Origin of the sequence: Bacillus sp. FSL R7-0646, from assembly GCF_037969865.1 — a bacterium.
In the GTDB taxonomy this organism is placed as follows: domain Bacteria; phylum Bacillota; class Bacilli; order Bacillales; family Bacillaceae; genus Bacillus; species Bacillus licheniformis.
Genome location: NZ_CP150217.1, coordinates 1,121,869 through 1,148,606, shown reverse-complemented (window position 1 = coordinate 1,148,606; position 26,738 = coordinate 1,121,869). Strand labels below are relative to the sequence as shown.

Sequence of the window (26,738 nt, the reverse complement as noted above, 5' to 3'; positions counted from 1 at the left end):
TGCTATAATAGAAACAGTTTTTATTCGGGAGGCAAGGAGGCATTATGATTACATTAAAAAAACAAACGATCGGCGGGCTTTTAAAATCAACCGCCGGCCGGTTTCCGAATCATGAAGCGGTTGTATATTCTGAGCTCGATTTAAGATACTCGTATCAGGAGCTTGTTGAAGAAACTTCTAAAATTGCAAAAGGGCTGCTCGCGCTCGGCATTCAAAAAGGGGAGCATGTCGCCATCTGGGCATCCAATATTCCGGAATGGATTCTGCTCCAGTTTGCTACGGCAAGAATCGGCGCTGTGCTCGTCACCGTCAATACGAGCTATCAGGCGAGAGAACTCGAGTACTTATTGGAACATTCCGATTCCACCACCCTCTTTCTGATGGACGGCTACAAAGGAACATCCTATATCAATATGATCGATGAGATCATGAAAAATCCTGAAAAGCTGCCGAAGCTGAAAAATCTCGTCTACCTTGGCAAGAACGAGACCCCTGAACATATGACGGCTTTTGCCGAGATCGCTAAAATGGGCGAAACGGTCTCTGATGCCGACCTTTTTGAACGAGAGCAGTCACTCACACACGATGATGTGATTAATATGCAGTATACGTCGGGAACGACCGGCTTTCCAAAAGGTGTTATGCTGACTCACTACAATATCGTCAACAATGCGGCGATCGTTGCCGACAGAATGGGGCTGACGAGCGAAGACAGGCTGTGCATCCCGGTTCCTCTTTTTCATTGCTTCGGCTGTGTGTTAAGCACGCTTGCCTGCGTCGCGTCAGGCGCGGCCATGCTGCCAATCATCGAATTCAAGCCGGACATCGTCCTGCAAACGGTCGAAAAAGAAAGATGTACAGGGCTGCAGGGTGTACCGACAATGTTTATCGCCGAGCTCACCCACCCCGATTTCGCAAACTATGACCTCTCTTCTCTGCGGACCGGGATCATGGCAGGCTCCCCGTGCCCTAGAGAAGTCATGAAAAAAGTGATGAAGCAAATGAATATGACGGATATCACAATCGCATACGGACAGACGGAGTCTTCACCCGTGATTACGCAGACAACCGTCACCGACACGATCGAACGCCGCGTCGAGACCGTCGGAAAAGTGCATCCGCATGTAGAAATGAAAATCGTCGATCCTGACACCGGGGAAACGCTCGGCCCGGATGAGCAGGGCGAACTGTGCACAAGAGGATACCTCGTCATGAAAGGCTACTATAAAATGGATGAAGCCACAAAAAAGGCCATCGATGAAGACGGCTGGCTCCATACCGGAGATTTGGCAGAAATGGACCGGGACGGATACGTGAGGATTACCGGGCGCTTAAAAGATATGATCGTCCGCGGCGGGGAAAACATTTACCCGCGTGAAATAGAGGAATTCCTTTATGAACATGAGGATATTGTCGATGTACAGGTTGTCGGCGTTCCGGATGAAAAGTACGGGGAAAAAACGGCTGCCTTTATTAAATGCAGGCCGGGCAAAAAGCTGACGCTCGAAGACGTCAGAGATTTTTGCAAAGGACAGCTTTCGTATTATAAAATTCCGGAGTACGTATTTCTGATCGACGAATACCCGCTGACCGCATCCGGAAAAGTTCAAAAATATGTGCTGCGCGACCGCGCAGCAGAACTGCTTGCGAGCCCGGTGCAGTAAATAAAAAGCCGAAAATACGGTCGTATTTTCGGCTTTTTGCTGTTTAAAACACTTTTTTACGGTCGCGCTCTTCCTTCAAAATTTCGACAGCTTCGCGGAAGCGCTGTGAATGAACGATTTCCCTTTCCCGTAAAAACGCCAGCCCGTCATTTAAATCCGGATCATCCGACATGTCAATCAGCCATTGATACGTAGCCCTCGCTTTTTCTTCAGCCGCTATATCTTCATATAAATCGGCAATCGGATCGCCTTTTGCCTGGATGTATGTAGCGGTGAACGGAACGCCGGCAGCGTTATGATAAAACAGGGCTTTGTCATGGTCTGCGTAATGATCGCCGAGCCCGGCTTCCTTCATCTGCTCGGGCGTCGCGTCTTTTGTTAATTTATATACCATCGTGGCAATCATTTCAAGGTGAGCAAACTCTTCCGTACCGATGTCCGTCAGCAGTCCGACGACTTTATCGGGTATGCTGTAGCGCTGGTTCAAATAGCGAAGCGCCGCAGCCAATTCGCCGTCCGCTCCGCCGTATTGCTCAATCAAAAATTTGGCAAGTCTCGGATTGCATTCTCTCACCCTAACAGGATACTGCAGTTTTTTCTCATAAAGCCACATGAACCTGACTCCCTTCCTCTATTAAACTTGCCATGGCCAAGGACTTCTTTTCCAGCTCCAATAGGATTCCGTCTGATCCGGGCTTCCTTGAATCAAAGGGCCGTATTTTGATTCAAACTTCGCTTTCAGTTTTCTGGAAAATCCGGCATACTGGTTGTATTGTTTGATGGCATCGGTATCATCGGGATGTGTGTCAAGGTATAGCATCAGCTCAACGATGACAAAATCAACAGCCTGAATTTCATGAAGCCTTTTATAATAGTCTTGCGGTAAAGAGTTCGTCACCCTCCTTACCTCCCATCTTCATACGGATTTTCATAATGATCGTAAAATACGGGCCAAAGCGTCCCTTTTTGCAGCGCCTCCATCGGGGAAAACTGCGGAAGGCCGCGGGGCTGAAAACCTAGATATAGATTTGGAGGGGTTCTGTAGTATCTTTTGCCGATCGGCGGACACGGATCAAAGGCGCTGTGAAACGGGCAATACGATTTGACTTTGGTGAATGATTCCTTGGGATGTTTCATATCGGTTCACCTCTATTTATGATCAATCTAATTTAATGTATTCATATATTCGATCTGTTATGTTCAAAAATAAACGATTAGTTTTTCTTATTAATCTTTTAAATAAATTCGTATTTTACCAATCACTAAAATTATTATATAGTAATATATAGAAATACTTTACTTAGTGAACAAAATGATTCCGCAGTAAACAGGAAGAAGGTTTTTCATTTGAGGGAAAAAAGAGATTTCCTTCGGGATATATTATTGATATTGATCAGCAGTTTTGGGGGATTTCTTCTCTCATTGACCGGCATGACAATCGGCTGGATGGTCGGAACAATGACCGCCGCCGCTTGTCTGTCGCTGTTTCGCCCGTCACCGTTGAAAGCGGCGGTCAGACAAAACGGCATCCACCATGGATGGCTTCAGTTCGGCCAAATGCTATTGGGAATTGAGCTTGGCCAAAAAATCAACATGTCTGTGATTTCGATCTTTAAGGAAAATTGGCTGATTGTCGGCGTCATGCTTCTCCTTTCCGTCGTGTTCGCCATGCTGTCGGGCTTTGTCTTGTGGAGATTCAGCAAGACAGATATGCTGACGAGCTTTGTGGGAACGGCTCCCGGCGGGCTTTCCGCGATGCCGGGCATCGCTCAGGAAGTCGGAGCGAACACGGCAATCGTCAGTCTCGTGCAGATGATACGTGTTCTTCTCGTCGTCATGACCATTCCCTTTTTCGTTTTTTTCATAAATGCGAAGCATCCCGACGCCCATGCTGCCGGCAGCCAAGTGATGGCCGCGGGAACATCGGCATTTGAAGCGCCTCATATCGCATGGACTGCGTTGATCGTGCTGGGCGGATTCGGGGTATGCAAAGCTATGAAAGCACTGCGGTTTCCTGCGCCATGGCTGCTCGGAAGCATGACCGGCGCGGCCGTTCTGCAAATCGCGGGCGCCTCAATGACCGGACTCAGCACAACCGCCTGGTGGCCCCACGGCTTTTCAGTGCTGTCGCAAATTTGTCTCGGCGCAACGATCGGTTCAAAGATCAGCAAAGATATGTTTATCGGCGTCAGAAAAACGCTGATCGTCGCACTTGCCAGCTCCGTCGGACTGATCATTGCAATGATTTTAAGCGCCGCCGTCACCGCCAAAGCGGCAGGCATTTCGCTGACAACGGCCATATTGGCGTTTGCTCCGGGAGGAATCGCAGAAATGGCGACAACGTCTGTCACGCTTCACGCCGACTCTACGTTCGTCGTCGCTGTCCAAGTGTTGAGGGTGGTGCTCGTGATCGCAATGCTTCCTCCATTCTTCCGATTGCTTCATCAAAAATCGGAAAAATATACACACCCTCGCGTGAAAAAAGCCAGAGTTGAAGGCTGATCCCTTCGCTCAGGCTTTATTTTTTTATTCAAATTCCGGCAGCCAGTCGCCGTGTGCTTCGATCAATTCATCGCACATGCTTACGATATCATCCATCGATAATTCCGCAGCCGTATGCGGATCAAGCAATGCAGCATGGTAAATGTGCTCTTTTCTTTTTGTTGTTGCCGCTTCAATCGTTAACAGCTGTGTATTGATATTGGTGCGATTTAAAGCAGCCAGCTGTTCTGGCAGCTCGCCCGCGTAGCACGGAGTGATCCGGTTCCGCTCAGCGACGCACGTCACTTCGACGACGGCTTTTTCCGGAAGATTTGTAATCAATCCTTTATTCAAGACATTACCGCCGAATGTAAACGGCTGGCCGGTTTCCATCGCTTCTATGATTCTTGAGCCGTATTCGTTTGACCGCTCGTGGGTTAAATGCCGATTGCCGACGATTTCGCCGCGCATCTTTTCCCAATTTTGAATCTGCTTCTCGCACCTTCTCAAATATTCGTCAATCGGGATATTCAGTTCTTCAATCAGTTCGGGATAACGGCTTTTAATAAAATAAGGGTGGTACTCCGCGTTATGTTCGGACGATTCGGTCACATAGTAGCCGAATTTATCCATCAGTTCAAACCTGACCATGTCACCATGTTTCGTTTTCTGTTTTTCTTTTGCCCGCTTTTTAATTTCTGGATACAAGTCTCTTCCGTCTTGCTTGACTTCAAGAAGCCAGGCCATATGATTGATGCCGGCGATTTTTTCTTCGATTCGTTCATGCTTCATGCCGAGGGATTTGAAAAGATCTTTTGTGCATACTTGAACGCTGTGGCAGAGACCGACCGTTTTCACGTCCGTGTAGCGGAGAAGCGCACCGGTTAAAGAAGCCATCGGGTTTGTGTAATTTAAGAGCCAGGCGTCGGGCGCCGCGCTTTCGATGTCTTTTGCCATATCCAATAAAACGGGAATCGTCCGCAGCGCCCTGAATATCCCGCCGATTCCGACCGTATCGGCAATCGTCTGCTTGAGGCCGTATTTTTTCGGAATCTCAAAATCGATGACTGTGCCCGGTTTATAGCCGCCGACCTGAATGGCATTGATCACGTATTTCGCTCCCGCCAAAGCTTCCTTTCTGTCGTCATAGGCGCGGATCGATACCGTGTCATTATAGCGGTTTTTTAAATGCTCAAGCATATCTTTAGATTCTTTGAGGCGCTTCGGATCGATATCATACAAAGCAAATTCAAATCCGTTGACCGCCGGAACCATCAGACAGTCCCCCAGCACATTTTTCGCAAAAATTGTGCTTCCAGCTCCGATAAAAGCAATTTTAGTCATTCATATCTTCCTTTCCCCGTGAAATTTTCGCTAGCCTTTTAGCGCTCCTGCTGATAATCCTTTTATAAAGTACTTTTGCAGGAATAAAAATAGAATCGTCATCGGCAGCATCGCCATCAGCGAAGCCGCGGCCACCAAGTGCAGGTTGTTCGCATTTTGCCCAAAGAAGCCGGCAATCGCTACAGTCAAAGTCTGCACACTTTTGTCTTGAAGGAAAAAGATCGAAAACTGATAGTCGTTCCAGATGAATACGCAGGCAATAATGCAAATCGTCGCAGTCACCGGCTTTAATAAAGGAAAGACGATTCTGAAGAAAATCCCCGCCGTGCTCGCCCCGTCGATTCTCGCAGCCTCTTCAAGCTCTTTCGGAATCGTCGACCGGATAAATCCGGCATACAAAAAAATCGTCAAGGGCATATAAGCCGCCGTATTATTCAATATCGCGATTTCAAGCGTATTCAGCATGCCAAGCTCCACCACCATTTTGTATAAAGGAACCATGGATGTCAGCGGCGGAATGATCATAATGCCGATAAACAGGAAGTAAACGGCTTGATTGAGCTTTGTTCTGCGCCTGGCGAGCGGATATGCCGCCAGAGAGCCGATCACAATGAGCAGAGCCGCCGAAGCAAAAGTGATCACAGCAGTATTGAAAAACGAGCCGGCCAGACCTGCTTTATCCCATGCTTCTGCAAAATTACCGAGGCTGATTTCGTCCGGGAACTTCCATTTTGAACTGAAATCTCCCTTTGCTTTCAGCGCCGTCGTCAGCAAAATATAAAACGGAATCAGGTGAAAAACGGTAATCCATGCAGCCAGCAAAGTCCACAGCGCCCGTTTCTTTTTCTCTTGGCGATTCATCTAGGCTTCGACCTCCTTGCGCTTAAAATAGATGAGAGCCGTAAAGCTGATTAGCAGTATCAACACCGCCATGAAAACCCCCTGAGCGGCTGCATAGCCGGCATCCTGCCTCTTAAAATACAGATCGTACATAAAAGTCGACATCGATTGCGAAGCATTTCCCGGACCGCCGCCTGTCAGCGCTAAAATGACATCAAACAGCTTCAGTCCGCCGATGATATTGATTACCATGTTGATCGTGACAGAAGGCATCAACAGCGGCAGCGTAATCTTCCAAAATTGCTGAAAACCGCTTGCTCCGTCGATTTGCGCCGCTTCATAAAAATCTTTCGGAACGCTTCCGAGACCTGCTAAATAAATGACCATCGCTATACCGACAAACTGATAGGAATTGACAAATACGATGATCCACGGATTGATTTCCGGGCTGCTCAAGGCGTTGACAGGACCTGCTCCAAATAGTTTCAGCAAATCGTTCAAGGCGCCTCCTTCATAGGAGAAGAAGAAGTACCAGATATACCCCATGATCAGCGGGCTGATGATGACGGGCAAATAGACAACCGTTCTTGTCAGCGCTTTCATTTTGATGCTTTTAAACAGCAGGAGGGCATAGAGAAGACCGATGACATTCTGGAAAACCGTACTGCCCAATCCGTACAGGAGGGTGTTTTTGACGACAAGCCATGTCGCCGGGTCGGCCAGCATCCGTTTATATTGGGCAAAGCCGATCCAGTCATACGACTGTGAGAAACCGTTCCAGTTCGTGAACGTGATTTTAATGCCGCTCGCAAACGGATAAATCATAAAGACGGATACAAGCGACAAGGCGGGAAGATACATCCACCAGAGCGATCCATTTTTCCTCACATATCTCCTTTTCACAATAGTCAGACTTTTTTCTTTAGCTAATTCGCTCATCATTTCACCCTTCTTTTTTTATCATGATGATAACGATCCTTTCTATTGTTCTTGTAATCTGCTGTATTCCTGTTTCATTTTTTCCGATACCTGCTTCGGCGTTAACGTACCGGCCAATAGTTCCTGTCCCGTCGTTCCCATGACGTCCCACATTCCGCTCGGGAGATAGACGCGGTCAAAGTACGGTTCGATTTTGATTTCTTCATATTGATCATAAAACTTAGAATAGTAGTTTTCAGCTTCTGTGTTGGTTAATGCCTGAGGAAATGAGGTGGCTTCGGCGATCTTTTTCACGTATTTGGGCTGTGCGGCGAATTCGATAAACCGCTTTGCTTCTTCGAGGTGTTCTGAGTCTTTCCAGACAGCAACGGTATGGCGCTCTCCTCCAATCCAGCTCGGTTTGTCGCCTTCATAAACGGCAGGCGTCGGCATCACGCCTAACTGGATATCTGGATTGACTTCCCTCGTATCAGGGCCGATCGACGTGACTGAGAGGGTAAAACCGATTTTTTCCTGCGCCATCAATTCGACCAATTGCGACGGTTTTGCCGTCAGGATATCTTTATTGATCAATTGCTTTTCCTGCATCTCTTTAAAGGTTTCTGCGAGAAGTGTGTAGTCGGACCAGTCGAATGTGCCGTTTTCCAAAGCTTTTTTTTCATTGCGGCGATCATCTGTGATGAGCAGCGGGGTGGCAAGCTGATCATAAAACTGAGCTAAAGCGCCTTTATCTGAACCGGCAAACCAAAAAGGAATGACGCTCCCGTTGCTTTTTTCTTTGATCGTTTCCAGCGCATGCATCAGTTCGTCCAACGTCTGCGGAGGCTTGAGACCGTATTTCTTCAAGAGACCGGCATTGTAGACGATCCCGTCTTTTGCCTGATTGAAAGGGTAGGCATATACTTTGCCTTTTTCATCCTTCAAAATCGGATCGAGGTTTGGATCGAGATGCTTCACCCAATCCATGTCTTTTAAATCAGCAGTGTATTCCCCGTAGCGGATCTTCGCCCAGCCGTGCGTATCGAACAAATCAGGCATGTCATTTGCCGCCATTTTGACGCGCAGCATATTTTCATAGTCCGGGCCGGGAAAGCTGATATCGATCTTGATGCCTTCATTTTCTTTTTCAAAATCATCTGCGATGCTTCTGAGCGTGTTTTTTTCACTGTCGTTTGTCATTGTCGAAAACATTGTGAGCGTGACATCTCCGCTCTTTCCGGCATTCTTTCCGGAGCAGCCCGCAAGTATTGCAGACAAAATGATCAGGAGAACAAAAGAGAAAATGATTTTTTTCATCAATTTCACTCCAATTATGATATTTTAATGGTGAATAAAAAGCGCTTTCATTATTTACTGGAATTTAGTAAATCCATTTGCGTCACCTCCTTGGAAAGCGCCTTATTCTACCATTAGCTCCGTTTGCTGAATCCGCAGCTTTCCCGAATAATCAGCTCTGAAGGTACGGTCACTTTCAGCGGCAGTTCCCTTCCTTTCAGTCTGTCGAGCAGCAGCTTCACACCCGTCCGGCCCATCTCTTCTGTATGAACCTTTATGGTTGTCAATGGCGGATTAGCAAATTCGGACGCTTCAATGCCGTTGAAGCTGACGATTGCAACATCTTCGGGAACCTTGAGTCCCGATTCTCGAAGCGCCCGGAGCGCGCCGATGGCCATTGAATCGCTGGCGATAAAAAAAGCTTCGGGAACGTTTTTCTCTAAAAGCGCTTTTTTCATCAGTTCATAGCCTTGCTGCATCGAATACTCGCCGATATAAATGTGCTTTGCGTTATCCGAACCGGCCATCTCCAGAAACGCAGTCAGACGTTTGTCTTCGATTTCAATGGCGCTTGTCTCCTGATCGCTAATTCGAAAGTGCTCTTTTTCTCTTCCGCCGATATAACCGATCCTTGTATAGCCGAGCGATTTCAAATGGTTCAGCGCCCTCCCCGTAGCCTTCTCAAAATCTACGACAACCGAGTCGCGCAGCTCTTCATTGTCTGTATGGTTGATGTACACGACGTTGTTGAGCGCGCCCATGCACTGCTGCAAACCGGCAAAGTTGATCCTTCCGATGACGATTAAGCCGTCGACATCGCCTACAGGCTGATTCGAGCGGATGCTGCTCAGCTGAATAAATTTCGTAATAAACGCTCCTCTTTCAAAACACTCACTTTCAATTCCCTGCCTGATGGAATAAAAGTACGGATCGTTCAGCTCTTCTTCCTGTGATTGGCAGACAACAATGCCGATGCGCGGGCTTTCCCCGCTTCCTGAGGCATATACCTCGCGGCGCCTGCGCGTGCTTTTATAGCCGAGCCGGGCTGCTATATCCAAAATCCGCTGCCTTGTTTCAGGCGCTACTGATAATGACTGGTCATGGTTCAGAACCCTTGAAACCGTTGTGCTTGATACTTTAGCCTGAAGCGCAATCTCTTTAATCGTCGCCATTTTCATCCCGTCCTGTCTTTGGAATCCGTATTCACTAAACTTTACTAAAAAAATCATAACAAACAAGGTAAAAGTTTTCAATATTAAAAAAAATAAGTTTTTTCAATCGCGATCTTTTTGGACTTCTCTAGATCCGGCTGCTGTTCCTGAAGTGCTTATAAATCGGATTAAGAGTCTATTCAATTTATGGTTTCAATATTAAGACACGGAACTTTTGGCGATTGAAATTTTAAAAGAGCAGACAGCTGCCTGCTCTTTTAGTTGTTCTTTTTCTGTATGTTTTTCATAGTTGCCTTATATAACCGCCGTGAAACGATATATGCTACATTTATTAGCAAATACAAAATAAACAAAAATAAAGATACTAAGAATACACCATTATTCCGTATAACAATCTCCTGAGAATGCATTGAATAAATCAATACATATAGATAAAAAACACAAAACATCAACAAAGCTTCAATAACAAAATTGAGAAACCCCCGTTTTTTCAATAAAATCTGAGAAAACACTACGTCTACAATCCCTACGACTACCACAGTGAGAACAAAAAACTTGAATAAAACGATCACAGAATCAAAAGTACCTTTTGTATTGATTGACACATCTGGTGCCAAAGCGACCAATTTAAAGACTCCGAAGAATATCAGAAAAGGGGAAGAAATAAGAAATAAACACATAAGAAGAACAACCAATATTGCAAAAATATGATCCCCAATAGAGTAGTTTTTTTCTTTGGTTTTTTCACCCATTTATACCTATTCCTCTCTTTTTGTGGTATTATATTACTTGTTAAGAATATCAAATAATTGGGGGAATTTGAAATGTAATCAAAGAAAAAAAGATTTTCTCAAGGTGTGATAACACTTACGGCCACAACCCTTATCATTTCAGGATTTAGTGGGTTCGCATCATCTGTCTCAGCCGCTGAACAAGAACAGTCAACCACATCAATTACCGAAACGACGTATGTCACATTGCCAGCTTCTCTTCAAGAATATATGGAAACACATCAAGAGCCTACTACTCTAGAAGATTCCAAAGCATTCATCCAATTTGCATCACAAACTCCAGAATTTCAAACTTACAATCAGTTAAATCAGGATGGACAAGTACATACTGCAGGCCTTATTGGTGGATCTCTAAAAGCCATAAAAGCATTTGGATGGGTTTGCAGAGTTGGGGGAAAAACTCTTAAATGGGCGATTAGACCACTCTCTCCTTCTAAAGCGAGACTCGTCGACAAATATGCACGTAAAATTGCATATGCCACAGAAAGATTAAATAGTGCTTCAAAAGGCGCTCTTGTAAAAGCCTTAGTGAAAGCCGGAGTTCCTAAAAAAACAGCAGATTCCCTTGCGGAAATCATCTTATGGCTCGTATAAAAGTAGAGCAGGCCGCTGGTCTGCTCTTTACTTTGATTATGTAATTTTGATAATAGGATATCAAAAGAAATGACCTCAAACATAGTTTCATCATTTCTTTTGTTTCTTCCATATCTAATCCCAATAAAAAAAGGAATAACTCAATAACAATCCGTGAAAACTTTAATGATTTTTAAAGTGGCTTACATTTTTGTGTTCCCACTTTCTTTTATAATCAATCATTAAGAGGGGCATTTGAATACTTCCGTTGCTCTTTAAATATCCAACAAATGCACCTATCACACTAAAGAAATTGAAAATAACAAATACTTCATGCTGGGAGTATAGTTCGGTAAAATTCAAAAGCAATTAACATCAACGTTTTGTTTCCCACTTTCTTTATTATATAAGTAAATAATACCATTAAATGGACAAATTTAGAATGGGATTTTCACTCAAAAGCAAAACCCTCAAGAAAGAGATCTTGATTTTGAATAAAAGAGTGATTTTACATAAATATCTTGTTCTTCCTTCTGGAAGTCAAAAAAGTCTTAATGTTTAATTATTGTGGAAACATCCTCGTGTTATGCAACATATTTGCTGACAAGTTTCAATTATGATTTTTTTAATAGGTGATGCCTGAGGCGTTGAAGAGATGGGGAATGATCTTACTGACAAGAATAGCTGAAAGGACATCGGAGTAAAAGTAGTCAGCACAGGTTTCGTACCTTTGTTTAGGTTGACCACCCTAAATAGTGGTGAAGAAGTGTTCATTGTCTAACCGCGTTTCTTATGCCTTAATTTACTTTACCTTCCCAAAAAAATCCGCCCTGATGCTCAGGAGCGGATGTTCATATTTGTTCCGAGTATTCGATTTAACCGACCATCTTTTCAGCAACCTGCATGTCGCCGGATGCCCAGTGAGTTTCTGCCGCAAACCATCCCGAACATACGACGGCAGCAATCGCAGCAACAATGAACAGTTTTTTCATCACATTCCCTCCACTTTTTTCATTTTTTCTTCCGCTTTAATCGCTTCCAAAAAGAAATGTGCGGCTTCTTTATAAAGTGACTTTGATCTGTAAACATTGGCCGTTAAGAGCGAAAGTTCTCTGGCGCTGTCGTATTGCTTTGTTTGAAACAGGATTTCAATGTTGTCTTTGCAGTCTTTAACCGCCTGTTCACCATCTCCTGCATAAGCCGCATATAAAATATCGATTTTGGCGTCAAATATTTTATTCGCCGCGGATTTCGACCTTTCCTTCCCTTCTTTGTAAAAGGCTGCAGCGCGTTTATGGTCTCCGACTTTAAACAGCTCTTTGATCATTAAAAACACAGCATTGAAATAATAATCTGATGCAGCATATGCTTGATCATCCAAAACGATTTCTAAAAACTGAATGCTTTTTTCCGAATTGTCCATCGCCGCATAAAGCAAGGCAAAATTATGAAGGAGCTGCATTTCTTTAAAACAGTCGCCGGCTTTTCTTACCGTATGGATGGCTTCTGTTAAATATTCTTCCGCCTCTGTATATTTCCCCATCTCTGTATAATTTCCGGCCATCGTAATATAAGTGGAAACAAGGTTCATATCATGGTCGCCATGCCCCTTGAAAATTTCCATCGCCTGCCGGGTATGGTTTAAAGAGACGATATTCTGGCCCAAGTAATAGTAGAGCTTTCCGACTTTATCGTGAAATTGCGCCACCTCAATTTCATCATGTACATGAGCAAGCTTCTTCTCGGCAATTTTATAGAAGCTGATCGCCTGCTCATAATTCTTTTTATACACTTCATAAGCTCCTGAAAACAGGTAGTAGTAATAGGATGTCATATGTGATGCAGCACTGCCGCCGTTCGTTAACTCCTCTTGCTGTTCTATCTTTTTTCCCCGCGTATCATACAGCATGATTTTATGCCGCAGTTCCAGCAGAGAATAGTAGATTAAAACCTCTTGGTCTTCCTCCATCTCTGCCAGCATCGGTTTGACTTCTTCAAATATTCGGATCGACTGTTCAGCATCATTTCTTCTGATGGCGCGGTACCATGTATTAAGGATGTTGGCGACTTCTTCCGCGGCGATCTTGTTCATATGGAGCTCCTTTCTTCCGATATTCAATTTTTTTGTATTTTATTCATTATTCATATCATACTATATTTTCCTCCCTGTATAAATTAATAGTAATAGTTCATTTTACACAGTTTCCTGAATCCCCCACTTTTCCCACTCTTTTATTAGGTCAAATGACTCTTCAATAGCTGTGAAACCGTGACTGATAAGACAGCAAAAAGCACCCTTGCTGAAAGGGTGCTTTTATACACTACTTCTTCAAATATGAATACGAACTTGTATAGGAATAAGTGAGAGCTCCTGTTAATGGATTGATAATGTTTCTACATCGCATATGAAGAACGCGGATCGAAATCAACCATCGGTGTATAACAGGATGTCTGCCCCGGGAGCACTTTTCCTTTTCCTCCAGCCGGGCTGCAGCTCAGTTCTTTTCCGTCTGTGTTTCTTTTCCCAGACTGAGGGCACTGCTTTGTCCAGCGTCATTTTAGTCCATGCTGTTTTGAAAGAAGCCGCTAAATTTTAACATCTCAATTCCGAATGGTTTACTATATGCATCTTATCAGTCTGGCTGTCGCCTTTGTTGTGCCGCTTGAAGCGCAATTGCAGTGAATGAGTCTCTTCATACTTAATCTGACTGAGCATTTACTAGAAGTCATAAGCTTTTGCTAACTAATGATGTTTAGCTGCTTTATCAACAGATGGCAAATTACTTTCGTCTATTAAATATGTTGCAATCAACGCGATTACTAACAGAGCTGCTGCAAAATAAAATCCTATATTCATACTTCCTGTAGTGTCTGTCAGCCAGCCAGTAATATATGGAGCTAAAATGGAACCTAACATTCCAACAAAGTTGTAGAATCCAAATGCTGTACTTAATGATTGCTTTGGTGCATTATTTGCTACAACAGCAATTAAAACGGGGTTAACGCTAATTTTCCCTACAATTCCATACACAATTAGTGTCATATACAGAATTGGTAAGCTATCAAAGTAAACAATTGCAGCTGTTGATAAAATACCAAATGGCAACATCATGAGCAATACTGGTTTGCGCCGGCCTAACTTATCTGACAGCCAACTAAAAAATAATGAACCTGGAATTGCTGCCCATGGAACAAGTGATGCAACAAAGGCAATATTTCCTCCGGTTAAACCGCGTGCTGTTTCTAAATAGTATGGCAACCAAGTAATAATCATAAAGAATCCGTAAATAGAGCAGAAAATAATAATATATGCCAAAATTAAGTTTCTATTAAATAAAGATGAAAACTTAAACGGTTCAGCGCTCCTTTTAACCTCTTTATCAGTTTTTGGTTTGTCTTTAATTACAATTGCCATTGCGATGCCGATAAGTACAACCGGCACTGCGATGGCAAAAAATGGGGTTCCCCATCCGAATCCCCATTCTCCAACAACATAACTGGAGATATAATAGCCAATTGAAGTACCAAAAGCCATCCCTGCATTAATCACAGCACTGCCTAATGTTAGACGGTTCTTCGGGATAATTTCGGATGATATTCCATATTGCGGCCCATAATATACCCCCTGAGCCATACCAACCATAAGCCATGCAGAGATAAACAGAAAGAATGTGGGCATCATCCCTGTAACTGCTGCAAGCGAGCCAAATAGAATAACACCTGGAACCAACACTCGTTTTTTCCCAATTTTATCTCCTAATATTCCTGCAGGAACATTCATACCAGCATAACCGATGAAAAATATACTCATAATTAAGCCAAGTTGTGCCTTGCTTAATGAAAACGCTGATTCAATATCCCCCATAATGGGGTTTAATATTGTTCGCGTTGCATAAAGAGCCACCCAACCGAAGAAAAATACGATAACAACTTTTACCCAATAGGGAACCAGTGGTTGTTTTCCTTTACCTTCAACTGATCCCGCCTCTTTTGTCATCAAACTTCCTCCTTCAACTTTTTCCACTAATCCTTTGACTTTCGATCCTAGACTTCATAGATTGTTTCTTTTCGAAATCTGTCTGCGCAGCATAAAGAATCCCATTATAAAGATTGTTCAGAAATTTTTGATCAGAATGACAGATCAAATGTCGTCATATCTGAAAAGGTGGGAATTTTAGTTTTTATCCACCTTATGAACATACACGGATCGTCTTATTTTGTTATGCGCGTCCCCGCTTTTCCGTCTAGTGCAGCTGCCGCTTGGTTCAATGAACAAATAATTGCCTCTTTACCTAACTTTGCAAATTCTATAGCCGCTTGCATCTTTGGCAGCATACTGCCAGCAGGAAATTGACCTTCTGCCACATATTGTTCTGCTTCTTCTACTGTAATTCGGCTTAGTTTTTGCTCATTTTCTTTGCCAAAATTGATAAACACATTTGGTACGTCTGTCAACATCATGAAAACATCAGCATTTAATTGTTGTGCCAGCTTTAATCCTGAACGATCTTTGTCTATTACTGCTTCAAGACCATGTAATAGACCGCTGTCGTCACGATATACAGGTATACCGCCGCCGCCCGAGGAGATAACAATCGTTTCATCAATTAAACGTCGAATCTCTTCTATCCCATGGATCACTTTCGGTTCTGGGGAAGGCACAACTCGTCTATAGCCACGCCCTGCATCTTCTGACATAGCAAACCCTTTTTTCTCCAATTTCTTCGCTTCTTCCTCTGAATAAAATACTCCTATTGGTTTCGTTGGTTTTTCAAATGCTTTATCATACTTGTCCACTTCAACCATTGTTAGAAATGTAGCTACATTCGCGGTAATGCCCCGTTTTTTAATATGGTTTTTTAAAGCTTTTTCGAGCATATAACCAATGAATCCCTGTGATTCTGCGTTACAAGCATAGATCGGCAGCGGTTCAACGACATTTTTGGCAGCTTCATTTTGAGCAATAATATTCCCAACTTGCGGACCATTGCCGTGTGTAATCACAATTTTATGTCCTGCTTCTTTAATTTCAATCATATGACGTGTTGCAGAGATTACATTTTTGAATTGATTAGCATAAGTTGCTTCTTGTTTTGGCTGTAAAATTGCATTACCTCCTAGTGCGATTACTACACTTTTCCCCATTTCTTTCACTCCTTTGTTAAAGCCATATAAATTCCATATAAAGTATCCATCCCAGAAGAAGAACCTACTTTTATAAGACTTTTTATACTTTTCAAAGATGAATCATGTTGTAATTTTGTAATTTTTGAACTAAACAAGCCTTCTATAGCACAAGTTAAAAAGCGCGTGCTGACAAGGGTTGTTAAGGGTTCTCTGATTAGACTTCCCAATGTTTCAAGGTGTTTTTCGGCGATAAAAGAGTTGATGAAGTGTCCATACAATATACCGACCAGTATATCGTCACCCGTCGGCGTTAAACCTTGGCCCCGACCGATAAAGTAACGAAGCTCTTCCTCCAAATTTTCAGTTGGATCGTGTAATTTATTTATCAAGTCCGACACGCGAGCTGATTCAAAATCAGTAGATTCATACGATTTAAATGAAATTTGTTTCACGTTTTCTTTTAATTTATTTATATTTGCATGTTTAAAATCTGTATATAACGGAAGTATTTCCGCATTAAAATTGAGTTCAAAACAATTGTGGGAAAGATGGCTATTGCGAACGTGAAATGTATCTCCCACTTCAAGATCTGCTTTTAATGTTTGCTTCGTTTGTGAGTCAAGCAAGATTCCTAATGGGAAGGTCCCATTTTCATTTGTGCCGATAAATATCAATTCATCATTCCGATCAACAATATTTAAACCTTTTTCAAAAATGCTGTGTACAGTAAACGTTTTTCCCTCAATTAATAGCTGAAGTGCGATTGAACCAACCGCACTTGCCTGTAAAATCATCCTTGAAAACCTAGTTTTTCAGCATATGCTGTGATTGCTTTCTCAAAACATTCGATTGGAGGATGAACTGTACCAGCACCAATTTGCCCATATCCAGCAATTTTATGTGCAATACCTGTGTTGATTACCGGTGTTATGCCTGTTTCAACAACTTTACGTGCATCAATACCTAAACACGCACCTTTGAAGTCCCACGTCGGAATAACAAAGTTCGGATTTTCTCCAACACAGATTTCAGCCATTTGATTGCTTGTTTCAAGCGCATCATTAAATCCGCCTGTTCCAACAAAACGCGTTACTGCAGGGGCAGCAATCATTGCTACGCCGCCAACACCGATTGTTTCTGTAATCGCTGAATCACCGATATCTGTGTTTGCATCTTCCGCTGAGTAGCCGGTAAAATATAACCCTTGTGGTGTATTAACAGGTGCTGTAAACCACTCATCTCCCATACCAGCAATACGAATGCCAAAGTTTTCACCGTTTCGGCACATTGCAGTAACGACTGTACCATGTTTGATTGTACGCGCTGCATCCATTATTGCTTTTCCAGTCGCCATGGCAATGTTTAAGAAAAATTGGTCTGTATCAGCTAAAAATTGGATAACTTCTGCACTTTGTTCGTTTTCAACATCATCTAATGCCACAATTACTGGAGCAACTTCTTTTAAAAACACCAATGATGCTGCAATATTGCGCTGGTGAAATTCATCCCCCATTGCAATAGCTTTAGCCATCAAAACATTAACGTTTATGCCTCCATCAATTTTTCTTAAGGCCTTACTTAACACTGGACCCAACACATCTTTCATCCAGTGCAGGCGATTGATTACCTGCTCATGATAAGCACCGAAGCGTAATATTGCACCGATGCCTTCGTTCATTTGACAGTACGCCTCATTGCCGCTCTCTTTGTTCATAACAACAAGAACCGGCATATTAGGTGATGTAATGCCTCCCATTGGTCCAACTGCATTCACATGATGACATGGAATAAATGTAATCTTATTGTTTTCAAGCAGACCACGCGCTCCCTCTTCATCTTCTGCCCATCCTTCAAAAAGAATCGCTCCAACACAAGAGCCTTGCATAGGATCTGTCATATTTTCATATTTAATTGGAGGCCCAGCATGTAATAACACATAATCTTCTAATTCAGGAATCACAGACTTGGCAGGTACAACATCGGTCAAGAATGGTTCAGCTGCTATGATCTTCCGGATAACAGCTTCGTTCGCTTCATTTATTGTTTTGTACCCCATTAGATTGTCTCTCCTTCATAGTAGTTTAGATATTGAAGCACTTTCATTAGCTTTTCATCACCGCCAGCAATTGGCCGCCAGTTAAATTGAACACACTCTGATCCGCTCTTCTGAACAGCTGCTGTAAAACTTTTCAGCCCAATATTGATGACACTTGGTTTCGTATTGATTAAGGACATAATTTTTTCGTCTACTGTCAAGTCTTCTTGGGTATATTCAAATTTTTGTATGTCAAGGACTGGCTGTTCCACTTTTCCTCCTGCCAGTTTAATCGCTGTACGAACCATTTGATCGTTTGTCTCACAAATCATTGCACCACTTTCTTTTAAGGTTTCAATTTGCTTTTCGTAACCTTGAGGATCTTTATCTGTACCTACAACTGTTACAAGCACTGCAAGTTCACGGCCATCCTGATGTGCATTGGCTAAAATACGTTTAATGGCTGGTGCTAATTCATTTGTCATATCATCATGACTGCCATAGCCAATGACGTTATCAATCATGATGACTGCTGTTTCAGGATCGTTTCCAGATGTTTCAAGCATTTCGATGCGTTTTTCAGGATCAATCATCGGGTGTGGCTTCCCCTGGGTATAAATATCATCGCCTAAGTCAATAATTTCATGATGTTTTGTTTTTAGAATATAGGCACCTTTCTTCTCTTCAGGTACTTCTTCTTTGAATGCCTCTTTCACTAACACAGCTGCTTCAGATGCCAAGGTGCCGCCCGAGTAATAACCTTTAATACCAACTTGTGAATCTTTTAACGACACGTTTACATTTTCAGCCACTGTCGGTTTAAAATTCGGTTTGTCGCCATTGGATAATTGAACAGATACAACCGCTGCTTCTTCAAGTGTATACGCATGATAAATATTTTCTTCCTGATAAGTTGGTTTATCTCCTAAAAATAACGTAACAACCAGTTTTTCAATATTTCTTAACACATTTAATACTTTTTGCTGCACTTCCTTTGCAGGCGGTTTAGAAATTACTGTAATCACTTTTACTTGTGGATCTTGATTTAATGCTTTGATACTATCTAAAACCGTGGTAGCACCAACCTCTGTTGATAAATCCCGACCACCTGTACCAATTGCGTTTGTTACACCTTTACCAAGACGGTCAATGATGCATGTCACTTCCTGAATCCCTGTACCTGATGCACCCACAACGCCAATATCTCCTTCATTCACGATATTTGTAAATGCCAGTGGCACGCCGTGAATAATTCCAGTACCGCAGTCTGGTCCCATGACTAATAATCCTTTTTCATGCGCCTTTTGTTTCAACTTAACCTCATCTTCTTTAGATACATTGTCGCTGAATAGAAATACATGTAACCCTTCATTCAATGCATTTTCCGCTTCCATTGCTGCATACTGACCAGGAATGGAGATCAATGCCAGATTAGGGTTGTTCGCAAGCTCCATTGCACGCTTCCAGTTATGTGCTTCTTGGTCTTTAGCTCTGTCTTGTGAAGCAGAGTCTCCTTTTAAAGCTGCTTCTACTTCTTCTTTCACTTCCGATACCTTTTCTTCTTGGTTTGTATCTATAACGATGACGATATCATTTGGGTTTGCTTTTTCCAATTCATCTGTGCCCAACCCCGAAGATTTAAAAATGTCTTTGTTAGCTGGTGTTCCCATCATGATAGAAACTTTGTTTATACCATCTATTGCAGATAACTTGTTTGATAAAAGCATTAACACGATAGAATCTTGATAGGTGTTTTCTTTTATAATTGTGTATAACATAATGATCCTCCATTTTGTTATTCTGCAAATCTATTCTTTCCATGATAACGATTGTAATGAACATCGCCTGAAACGAGGTAGTTATAAATATCGTCTACAATTTCAATTCCTTCTTTATCATATTTTGCACTTCTTAATTTACCGCGCTCACCCGGATAATAAATTTCCCCATAGCCTTCTGCTGCCGGTTGTGCTTTTAATTCATCAAGCATCGTCGAAATCTGTTGTTTAAAAGCAGTTAAATCTGTGAAGTATGCAGGGTTGATCACAATATGAATTTGCCCTAAATCTCGGCCTTTTGTCAGGTCTTGATACATGGAAGATACATGTACGCCATGAGGTACTCCAAGAAGGCTGCCTGATAAGACATCCACCATCATCATCAATCCATAACCTTTTGGACCGGCAATTGGCACAAGTGCATGGACATCTCTTGCATTCGTTGTTGGTGCACCGGCTGCATCTACTGCCCATGTTTCCGGGATCGATTCATTTTTACTTCTTGCATCCAATACTTTTCCCCATGCCTGAACAGTTGTCGCCATATCAAATGTGATCATGCGTTCATCAGCCGATGGTGCGCTAAAAGCAATTGGATTGGTGCCAAAGTATGGTTCTGTTCCTCCAAACGGTACGACCATTGGATCTGATTGGCACATGCTTAAAGCAACCATGTCCTGTTCTGCTGCCATTTCAACAAAGTAACCCAATGCACCACTATGCGAAATATTCTTCATGCCTACAACAGCAACACCTGAATTTTTTGCCATTTCGATTGCTTTTTCCATCGCTTGTTTTGCTGCTTGGTGACCTGGGCCATTATCTCCGCTAAAGACGGCGGATGCAGGTCCTGTTTGTTCAAATGTGTAGTTTGGGTTTGCTGTAATACCGCCTTTTGCGATTCGTTCGGCATAGTATTCCACACGTACTGCACCATGGGAATGGATCCCTCTATGATCGGCGAATGTCAATACATCTGAAACATCGTGTGCGGCTCCTTCGTTTAATCCAGCTTTGATCAGCTTCTGTTTGATTAAATGAAACAGCTCCTGCTTAGATACGCGCATCTGCTTCCCCCTTCATTACATGATTAGTAAATTTTGTCTGACTCTAAATAATCTAAAATTTCCTTTGTAACTGGGATACCTGTTTTTTTATACTGTTTCATCACATCTATTTGAATTTCACCGGGATAATACACTTTGTTAAATCCTTCAGCAGGTGGGTTGTCATGTAATTCTTCAACCATTTGAGATATTTTTTCCAGGAATTGCTCCTTCCCACCAAAGTATTCAGGATTGATTACGAGATGAAGCTGCCCTAATCGACGGTACTCCGATAAATCTTTATACATAGAAGTGACATGCTTGCCAAATGGCAAGCCGAGCAAACTCCCCGATAAAATATCAACCATCATCGCTAACCCGTATCCTTTAGGCCCAGCCATTGGTAATAATGCATTTACCTTAAACGGGTCTGTTGTTGGCGCTCCATTTTTATCCACTGCCCATGAGTCTGGGATAGATTTGTTTTTACTTCTTGCATCTAAGATTTTCCCCCAGGCTTGTACCGTTGTTGCCATATCAAAAAGGATTGGACTACCGTCTTTTCTAGGCGCACTAAAAGCAATTGGGTTGGTGCCAAAGTATGGTTCGGTGCCGCCAAATGGCACGACCATGGGATCAGATTGACATACTGTTAATGCCGCCATACCTTCTAATGCTGCTTGATGTGCATAATAACCAATAGCACCGCTGTGTCCCATTTCTTTAACACCGACAACACCGATCCCTGATGTTTTTGCTAATTCGATTGCCTTTTTCATTGCTTGATAACTCACATAATGCCCTAATGCATTATCTCCGTGATAAATCCCCGATGCAGGGCCCGTTTTTTCGAAGCTTAAGTTTGGTTTCAGGTTATATCCACCTTTTAATGCACGTTCGGAATAGTATTGCATTCTTACTGCACCATGTGAGTGAACACCTCGTTCATCTGCAAAAATGAGTAAATCAGCTGTTTTATCCGCTTGTTCTTCAGGTAAACCTGCTTTCACTAATTTATCTTTCATTAGCTGCCGGAGACGATTACGTTCTACATACACTAATGGTTCACTCATTAAAATTGCCCCTCTTTATAGATTAATATCTCTATTCGCATCCTTAGAATAAATATACGAGAATGGTTCATCCAAACCAATTGCATAGGTTGCTTGCGGCGTATAAGCTCCCATAAAAATATAGTCACCTTTGTCAACTGGCATCCACTCGTTGTCCAAGTTGTAAACACCTCGTCCACTTAATATATAGGCACCGTGTTCTTGAACGTGCGTTTCAATGTAACCATGCGAAGCACCTGGCTCGAATGAAAGAATATGAATGTTCATGTCATATGCGATTTCTTTTGGCAGTAAATCTTGAATTAATACTTCTTTCATACCTTCATAGGCTTCTTGTTTAATGTTATTCACATTACCTGCAACGATTTCTGGTGTATGTCCTTCAAGCGGCTGATAGCGCTTTTTGTATAAAAACAAACGGCTGTCCTCACCATTATTATTATTTTCAAATGTCAATTGTAAGTGTGGAGGCACATATAAGAATCCGCCTTTTGCTAATTCGTATTTTTCACCATCCGCAAAAGCGTTGATTTTACCATATTCAACGTACACAAATGATTGGATACCATCACCGGCAAAACCTGTTTTGTTTCCGCCCTTGTTTTTAACTGTTACCAAATAATCTACAAACCTTGCACCTAAACGCGGGGATCCTAAAATCGTTACATCACAATCTTCAAAGCCAGGTACAACATTATTAACCAAGCCATCAGGTGTGATTACCGCATAATTATCCTTTTTTATTACTGAACGTGTTTCTAATAAACCTTCTCTGTATCCTTGATTATGATTTAAGTAACTCATGAGTATCTGGCTCCTTTTCATTATTATTCCTTATAAGCTAGTTCAAACAATACATCTTTCAATACTTCAATCCCCTTCACAAGGTCTTCTATCTTCGTTTCTTCATTGGTATTGTGGCTAATTCCGCCAATAGAAGGTACAAACAGCATTGCTGTTGGGACAAAATCCGCAAAAATTTGCGCATCATGACCTGCACCAGATGGCATCAATTTATAGCTGTCCCCCACATTGGCCTTAGCTGCTTGTTCAATTATTTTAATGATTTCTTTATCCATCAATGACGGTGCTTCATCCATCCATAAATTAATGTCATAAGTCATGTTGTTTGTTTCTGCAACCGCTTTAACTTTATCTTCAATTTCTTTCGCAAAATTATTTAATAGTTGTTGATCAATATGACGACAGTCTATCGAAAAAGTAATTTCTCCAGGGACGACATTTACCGTGTTTGGAACAGGAGTGACATGTCCAAACGTTAATACAAGAGGCTCCCCAATTTCTCTAGCTCGTTTCGTTAAGTCTGTTACAATTTCACTATATGCAACAACTGTATCCCTTCGTAATGACATCGGTGTCGTGCCAGCGTGATTTGCTTCACCTTTCAAGTTAATTATTGTGTAACGTTTTTGGCCAACAATCCCAGTTACAACACCTATCGCTTTATTTTCCGCCTCTAATACTTTCCCTTGTTCGATATGTACTTCAACAAATGCTTTAATATCGTCACGAACATGATCTGTTTTACGGTAATCAAAACCCGATTCGTGCATTGCATCTTCAAATTTAATTCCATCAGCATCTTCTATTGTTTCAACATCCGATTTTTTGGCTAAGTTAAAGAAGTTTTTACTTCCCCAAAATGTATATGGGAATCGGCTTCCTTCTTCTTCTGCGAGAGATAGTACTTCTATTGTTCGTAATGGTTGACCATGTTTTTCTTTTAAATATTTCACAGCAACCAATGCAGATAAGATACCGAATTGTCCATCCAGATGACCGCCTTCTACAACTGTATCGATATGTGATCCTGTTAAAATAGTTTCTTCAGGATACTTACTTCCAACAAGGCGACCAGATAAGTTTCCAACATCATCAAAGCTTACTTCTAAACCTTCTTCCTTGAATGTCGCTTCCAGTTCGCGAACTGCAGCAATCCATTCAGGAGAGTATAACAGACCGCGTAATACCCCCTTGTTCTAAACCGCCAAAACTTGTGAATTTCTTATCCAACGTTTCAAAGGTTGATCGAATATCTATTTTTTTCTCCTCCTTTCTCTATTTACTTTCATCATAGAACCCTGTTTACGACCATTCATTGACATAACCAACAATAATAGAAAAGCATTTTATGCACTTTTAACAAAGACACCTTTTAATCAATTTAGGTATCTAAATAATGGGCTAATGCCAGAGATAAAAAGAAACTGTTGGCTTTCGATTACATAAAAACTCAAAAAATAACAAATTAAATTTGCATCGAATTTCTCCTAAAGAAAATCACAGATCGCTCGCTTAAAAATTTATAGATGGGAGCGACACATCTCTCCTACCCATTAATAAATAAGGTGCAAATAAAAAAACTACCCTATAAATCAATAAAAAACATTGATTTATAGGGTAGTTTAAAATGATATGCCAAGAGTCAGAATACATACGAGCAGCAGCAATTCTAAGCTGTTAGTGTATATTGGAAATTTTTTACTCGTTTTAATTTGATTAACAGCTGCTGCTGTAATAGCGAGAGATTGCGGTGAAGTCACTTTACCATGCTCACTTCAGCTGTATAGCCGCCATAAGAAATGCTGATGACACACTGATTTGCGAGTGTAACACAATCTCAGGTCGCCTTCACATCTTCCTATGCCTCAAATTCCTGACGGGATGGCTATTCCGTCACTTAAGGAATAAATCTTCCTACTTTTTCATTTGAAATTCCTTTTTCTTTATCATAGATTTCGACACCGCGAAGGATTGTTTTCACTACCTGAGCACCAATTTTGCGGCCAATATACGGACTAATTTTGTGTCGATATGCTAAGTCCTCAGCTTTTAATTCATAAGGTGCATCTTTCTTAATAAATACGAAATCCGCATCTTTCCCTACTGCAATACTGCCTTTTGATGCGAGATTAAAACGTTTCGCAGGGTTTGTAGCAATAATGGCTGCAAATTTGGATAATGGCATATTACGTTTTTGCACACCTTCATCAAATAATACATCGACATTATTTTGTAAACCTGCGATACCTCCCCAAGCTTCAAATGCATTATCCGTAGCTTTTAAGTCCGGGGTACATGGTGAATGGTCTGATGTTACGAATGAAATATCTCCGTTTAATACCCGATTCCACATGCCTTCTAAGCGTGATTGCTCACGGATTGGCGGAGAGCATTTTACAACCGGTCCGATATTATCTAGTTCTTCTTTATAGAAATATAAATAGTGTGTACATGTTTCGCATGTAATATCGACCCCTTCCTGTTGTGCTTTGACAATTTCGTCTACGCCCTCTTCACAAGCTATATGAACGATGTGTACACGACATCCCGTTTCTTTCGCAAATAGAATAATTTTTCTAATCGGTTCTACTTCAGTAAATACGGGTCGAGAATCTACATAAGCACGCAATGAAGTTTCCCCATTTTTAGATGCTATTTCCCCTAACTTATCGGTAATTGCGGCATTTTCAGCGTGTATAGATAATATTTTGCCTGTCTTCGCAATTTGTTTCATGCCTTCGTAGAGGGAATAGTCATCTACGTTCATGAAATCTCCTTCTATAGAACGGTCGCCACATGTTGCTAAAAAACATTTATATGCAACAACACCATTGTTATCTAACTCTTGAATACCCCCATCCAAGTTAAATGGTACTAAACCGCCGTAACTCGCAACGTCTACAGATAATTTTCCTTTTCCAGCTTTAAATTTTTCTTGAATAGATTCCTCATCTACCGTTGCTGGCACTTGATTTAATGGCATTTCGATGATCGTTGTGACACCGCCTTTTGCAGAGGCACGTGTTCCTGTGTCATAGCCTTCCCATTCATCACGATAGCCGCCGCCCGGCTCTGTGATATGAACATGTGCATCAACCATACCCGGAGATACAATCGATCCTTTTGCATCGATAATTTTTGCACTTGTACCCAAATCCTGACCGATTGCTGCGATTTTGCCATCTTTAATCCCTACTTCGACTTCTTGTTCACCATTTTCCAGAATGACTAATCCATTTTTGATAATTGAATCAAAATTCATTAAAATCATCCTCCTCTTTTAATGGTTGGATATAAAATACTGCCTTTCGCAACCGCCAGCATTAATCCCCCGGGTAGCCAAACCACCAAAAATGCAAATCATTAAATTTAAGATAGCACTTATTTAATGTTTCACCGATAGCAAAGTTAATGATCAAGAATAATAAATGGCAACCCCGCCCCACTATCAATGAAAACGGGACGCCATATTTTGAACCTGTGTATCCGTTTGCAACAAGTCATAAGGCTATCCGACAAGTGATATCGTTGCTTGAAATGGTGATGTAAAACATCACCAACAGCTATATAATCCGGAATATTATGCACTAGTCCTACCCCCAACGTTAAAAAAAGTAAATAAGGATGAAATTCTTTGTTCAAGTGATCTTCGGCATGATATCTTTGTTATAATCACACTTTTCAAAAAACGAAGAATCATGTTCAAGCATTAATGATTCTCCTTTAATATTTTTAACTAAAGGATTATACGTATAATTACCTTCAAAAACAGTGTACGATCAGATTGAAAAGTTAT

At 41.9% G+C, this 26,738-nt stretch carries 23 protein-coding genes and 2 pseudogenes; 3 read left to right on the top strand and 22 right to left on the bottom strand.

Annotation, left to right across the window (positions count from 1 at the left end):
* Window positions 1-44 precede the first annotated feature (44 nt).
* Window positions 45-1,664: an AMP-binding protein gene (locus MKY62_RS05740; RefSeq protein ID WP_003180415.1), complete on the top strand. Its 1,620-nt coding sequence runs from the start codon at window positions 45-47 to the stop codon at window positions 1,662-1,664.
* Between the two features lie 43 nt (window positions 1,665-1,707).
* Here the strand turns inward: MKY62_RS05740 and MKY62_RS05735 are convergent, their stop codons facing one another.
* From MKY62_RS05735 to MKY62_RS05725, 3 genes are read right to left on the bottom strand one after another with little or no spacing between them, the layout of a single operon-like run.
* Complete coding sequence (locus tag MKY62_RS05735; protein ID WP_003180413.1) at window positions 1,708-2,277, bottom strand: manganese catalase family protein; 570 nt, start codon at window positions 2,275-2,277, stop codon at window positions 1,708-1,710.
* Window positions 2,278-2,298: 21 nt separating this feature from the next.
* Window positions 2,299-2,562 (bottom strand): spore coat protein CotJB, encoded by a 264-nt coding sequence (locus MKY62_RS05730; RefSeq protein ID WP_003180412.1) that lies wholly within the window; start codon window positions 2,560-2,562, stop codon window positions 2,299-2,301.
* A 5-nt stretch (window positions 2,563-2,567) separates the two neighbouring features.
* Window positions 2,568-2,801, bottom strand: coding sequence for a spore coat associated protein CotJA (locus MKY62_RS05725; protein WP_003180410.1), 234 nt, complete (start codon window positions 2,799-2,801; stop codon window positions 2,568-2,570).
* 210 nt (window positions 2,802-3,011) lie between these two features.
* Between MKY62_RS05725 and MKY62_RS05720 the strand changes: the two genes are divergently transcribed.
* A complete protein-coding gene (locus tag MKY62_RS05720) occupies window positions 3,012-4,166 on the top strand; it encodes an AbrB family transcriptional regulator (protein WP_003180408.1) in 1,155 nt (384 codons plus the stop codon).
* A gap of 24 nt (window positions 4,167-4,190) precedes the next feature.
* On the opposite strand, the gene melA is transcribed toward MKY62_RS05720, so the two are convergent.
* The 6 genes from melA to MKY62_RS05690 all read right to left on the bottom strand — a co-directional run bounded on the left by melA (window position 4,191) and on the right by MKY62_RS05690 (window position 10,467).
* The gene (melA, locus tag MKY62_RS05715) at window positions 4,191-5,489 is read right to left on the bottom strand and encodes an alpha-galactosidase MelA (protein WP_003180406.1); all 1,299 of its coding nucleotides are present in this window, start codon (window positions 5,487-5,489) and stop codon (window positions 4,191-4,193) included.
* Between the two features lie 30 nt (window positions 5,490-5,519).
* Window positions 5,520-6,350 carry a carbohydrate ABC transporter permease gene (locus tag MKY62_RS05710; RefSeq protein WP_003180403.1) on the bottom strand — a complete coding sequence of 277 codons (831 nt, stop codon included), beginning with the start codon at window positions 6,348-6,350 and terminating at the stop codon, window positions 5,520-5,522.
* Window positions 6,351-7,268, bottom strand: a complete 918-nt coding sequence (locus MKY62_RS05705) for a sugar ABC transporter permease (protein ID WP_016886425.1) — start codon at window positions 7,266-7,268, stop codon at window positions 6,351-6,353. It lies immediately after the preceding gene.
* A gap of 42 nt (window positions 7,269-7,310) precedes the next feature.
* Window positions 7,311-8,564: an ABC transporter substrate-binding protein gene (locus MKY62_RS05700; RefSeq protein WP_009328911.1), complete on the bottom strand. Its 1,254-nt coding sequence runs from the start codon at window positions 8,562-8,564 to the stop codon at window positions 7,311-7,313.
* Between the two features lie 113 nt (window positions 8,565-8,677).
* A complete protein-coding gene (locus MKY62_RS05695; protein WP_025805588.1) occupies window positions 8,678-9,715 on the bottom strand; it encodes a LacI family DNA-binding transcriptional regulator in 1,038 nt (345 codons plus the stop codon).
* 257 nt (window positions 9,716-9,972) lie between these two features.
* A complete protein-coding gene (locus MKY62_RS05690; RefSeq protein WP_003180395.1) occupies window positions 9,973-10,467 on the bottom strand; it encodes a hypothetical protein in 495 nt (164 codons plus the stop codon).
* A gap of 105 nt (window positions 10,468-10,572) precedes the next feature.
* Between MKY62_RS05690 and MKY62_RS05685 the strand changes: the two genes are divergently transcribed.
* Window positions 10,573-11,100 carry a hypothetical protein gene (locus tag MKY62_RS05685; protein ID WP_003180393.1) on the top strand — a complete coding sequence of 176 codons (528 nt, stop codon included), beginning with the start codon at window positions 10,573-10,575 and terminating at the stop codon, window positions 11,098-11,100.
* Window positions 11,101-11,630: 530 nt separating this feature from the next.
* Here the strand turns inward: MKY62_RS05685 and MKY62_RS05680 are convergent.
* The 13 genes and pseudogenes from MKY62_RS05680 to allB all read right to left on the bottom strand — a co-directional run.
* Window positions 11,631-11,857 (bottom strand): annotated as a pseudogene (locus tag MKY62_RS05680) (site-specific integrase); the annotation flags it as partial.
* A gap of 97 nt (window positions 11,858-11,954) precedes the next feature.
* Window positions 11,955-12,071: a hypothetical protein gene (locus tag MKY62_RS05675; protein WP_003180390.1), complete on the bottom strand. Its 117-nt coding sequence runs from the start codon at window positions 12,069-12,071 to the stop codon at window positions 11,955-11,957.
* Window positions 12,071-13,171 (bottom strand): Rap family tetratricopeptide repeat protein, encoded by a 1,101-nt coding sequence (locus MKY62_RS05670; protein ID WP_009328914.1) that lies wholly within the window; start codon window positions 13,169-13,171, stop codon window positions 12,071-12,073. Before MKY62_RS05670 ends, MKY62_RS05675 begins: the two co-directional genes overlap by 1 nt.
* A gap of 651 nt (window positions 13,172-13,822) precedes the next feature.
* Window positions 13,823-15,076 (bottom strand): MFS transporter, encoded by a 1,254-nt coding sequence (locus MKY62_RS05665; RefSeq protein ID WP_003180385.1) that lies wholly within the window; start codon window positions 15,074-15,076, stop codon window positions 13,823-13,825.
* A 215-nt stretch (window positions 15,077-15,291) separates the two neighbouring features.
* Complete coding sequence (arcC, locus tag MKY62_RS05660; RefSeq protein WP_009328916.1) at window positions 15,292-16,224, bottom strand: carbamate kinase; 933 nt, start codon at window positions 16,222-16,224, stop codon at window positions 15,292-15,294.
* Between the two features lie 5 nt (window positions 16,225-16,229).
* Window positions 16,230-17,000 (bottom strand): DUF2877 domain-containing protein, encoded by a 771-nt coding sequence (locus MKY62_RS05655; protein ID WP_016886144.1) that lies wholly within the window; start codon window positions 16,998-17,000, stop codon window positions 16,230-16,232.
* The gene (locus MKY62_RS05650; RefSeq protein WP_003180383.1) at window positions 16,997-18,262 is read right to left on the bottom strand and encodes a DUF1116 domain-containing protein; all 1,266 of its coding nucleotides are present in this window, start codon (window positions 18,260-18,262) and stop codon (window positions 16,997-16,999) included. The genes MKY62_RS05655 and MKY62_RS05650 overlap by 4 nt, the downstream gene beginning before the upstream one ends.
* Complete coding sequence (locus MKY62_RS05645; RefSeq protein ID WP_016886427.1) at window positions 18,262-20,019, bottom strand: acyl-CoA synthetase FdrA; 1,758 nt, start codon at window positions 20,017-20,019, stop codon at window positions 18,262-18,264. Before MKY62_RS05645 ends, MKY62_RS05650 begins: the two co-directional genes overlap by 1 nt.
* Before the next feature lie 17 nt (window positions 20,020-20,036).
* Window positions 20,037-21,086 (bottom strand): ureidoglycolate dehydrogenase, encoded by a 1,050-nt coding sequence (gene allD, locus MKY62_RS05640; protein WP_003180376.1) that lies wholly within the window; start codon window positions 21,084-21,086, stop codon window positions 20,037-20,039.
* A 23-nt stretch (window positions 21,087-21,109) separates the two neighbouring features.
* Window positions 21,110-22,138, bottom strand: coding sequence for an ureidoglycolate dehydrogenase (allD, locus tag MKY62_RS05635; RefSeq protein ID WP_003180374.1), 1,029 nt, complete (start codon window positions 22,136-22,138; stop codon window positions 21,110-21,112).
* Between the two features lie 15 nt (window positions 22,139-22,153).
* Window positions 22,154-22,942 carry a (S)-ureidoglycine aminohydrolase gene (gene allE / locus MKY62_RS05630; RefSeq protein ID WP_003180370.1) on the bottom strand — a complete coding sequence of 263 codons (789 nt, stop codon included), beginning with the start codon at window positions 22,940-22,942 and terminating at the stop codon, window positions 22,154-22,156.
* A 23-nt stretch (window positions 22,943-22,965) separates the two neighbouring features.
* Window positions 22,966-24,199: pseudogene (gene allC / locus MKY62_RS05625) on the bottom strand (allantoate deiminase).
* Window positions 24,200-24,839: 640 nt separating this feature from the next.
* Window positions 24,840-26,204 carry an allantoinase AllB gene (gene allB / locus MKY62_RS05620; protein WP_003180367.1) on the bottom strand — a complete coding sequence of 455 codons (1,365 nt, stop codon included), beginning with the start codon at window positions 26,202-26,204 and terminating at the stop codon, window positions 24,840-24,842.
* Window positions 26,205-26,738: the final 534 nt, after the last annotated feature.

Excerpts from the sequence above, each read along its gene's own strand:
- MKY62_RS05740 (WP_003180415.1), top strand. The coding sequence starts at position 45 with ATGATTACATTAAAAAAACAAACGATCGGCGGGCTTTTAAAATCAACC.
- MKY62_RS05735 (WP_003180413.1), bottom strand. The coding sequence starts at position 2,277 with ATGTGGCTTTATGAGAAAAAACTGCAGTATCCTGTTAGGGTGAGAGAA.
- MKY62_RS05725 (WP_003180410.1), bottom strand. The coding sequence starts at position 2,801 with ATGAAACATCCCAAGGAATCATTCACCAAAGTCAAATCGTATTGCCCG.
- melA (WP_003180406.1), bottom strand. The coding sequence starts at position 5,489 with ATGACTAAAATTGCTTTTATCGGAGCTGGAAGCACAATTTTTGCGAAA.
- MKY62_RS05710 (WP_003180403.1), bottom strand. The coding sequence starts at position 6,350 with ATGAATCGCCAAGAGAAAAAGAAACGGGCGCTGTGGACTTTGCTGGCT.
- MKY62_RS05705 (WP_016886425.1), bottom strand. The coding sequence starts at position 7,268 with ATGAGCGAATTAGCTAAAGAAAAAAGTCTGACTATTGTGAAAAGGAGA.
- MKY62_RS05700 (WP_009328911.1), bottom strand. The coding sequence starts at position 8,564 with ATGAAAAAAATCATTTTCTCTTTTGTTCTCCTGATCATTTTGTCTGCA.
- MKY62_RS05695 (WP_025805588.1), bottom strand. The coding sequence starts at position 9,715 with ATGGCGACGATTAAAGAGATTGCGCTTCAGGCTAAAGTATCAAGCACA.
- MKY62_RS05690 (WP_003180395.1), bottom strand. The coding sequence starts at position 10,467 with ATGGGTGAAAAAACCAAAGAAAAAAACTACTCTATTGGGGATCATATT.
- MKY62_RS05675 (WP_003180390.1), bottom strand. The coding sequence starts at position 12,071 with ATGAAAAAACTGTTCATTGTTGCTGCGATTGCTGCCGTCGTATGTTCG.
- MKY62_RS05670 (WP_009328914.1), bottom strand. The coding sequence starts at position 13,171 with ATGAACAAGATCGCCGCGGAAGAAGTCGCCAACATCCTTAATACATGG.
- MKY62_RS05665 (WP_003180385.1), bottom strand. The coding sequence starts at position 15,076 with ATGACAAAAGAGGCGGGATCAGTTGAAGGTAAAGGAAAACAACCACTG.
- arcC (WP_009328916.1), bottom strand. The coding sequence starts at position 16,224 with ATGGGGAAAAGTGTAGTAATCGCACTAGGAGGTAATGCAATTTTACAG.
- MKY62_RS05655 (WP_016886144.1), bottom strand. The coding sequence starts at position 17,000 with ATGATTTTACAGGCAAGTGCGGTTGGTTCAATCGCACTTCAGCTATTA.
- MKY62_RS05650 (WP_003180383.1), bottom strand. The coding sequence starts at position 18,262 with ATGGGGTACAAAACAATAAATGAAGCGAACGAAGCTGTTATCCGGAAG.
- MKY62_RS05645 (WP_016886427.1), bottom strand. The coding sequence starts at position 20,019 with ATGTTATACACAATTATAAAAGAAAACACCTATCAAGATTCTATCGTG.
- allD (WP_003180376.1), bottom strand. The coding sequence starts at position 21,086 with ATGCGCGTATCTAAGCAGGAGCTGTTTCATTTAATCAAACAGAAGCTG.
- allD (WP_003180374.1), bottom strand. The coding sequence starts at position 22,138 with ATGAGTGAACCATTAGTGTATGTAGAACGTAATCGTCTCCGGCAGCTA.
- allE (WP_003180370.1), bottom strand. The coding sequence starts at position 22,942 with ATGAGTTACTTAAATCATAATCAAGGATACAGAGAAGGTTTATTAGAA.
- allB (WP_003180367.1), bottom strand. The coding sequence starts at position 26,204 with ATGAATTTTGATTCAATTATCAAAAATGGATTAGTCATTCTGGAAAAT.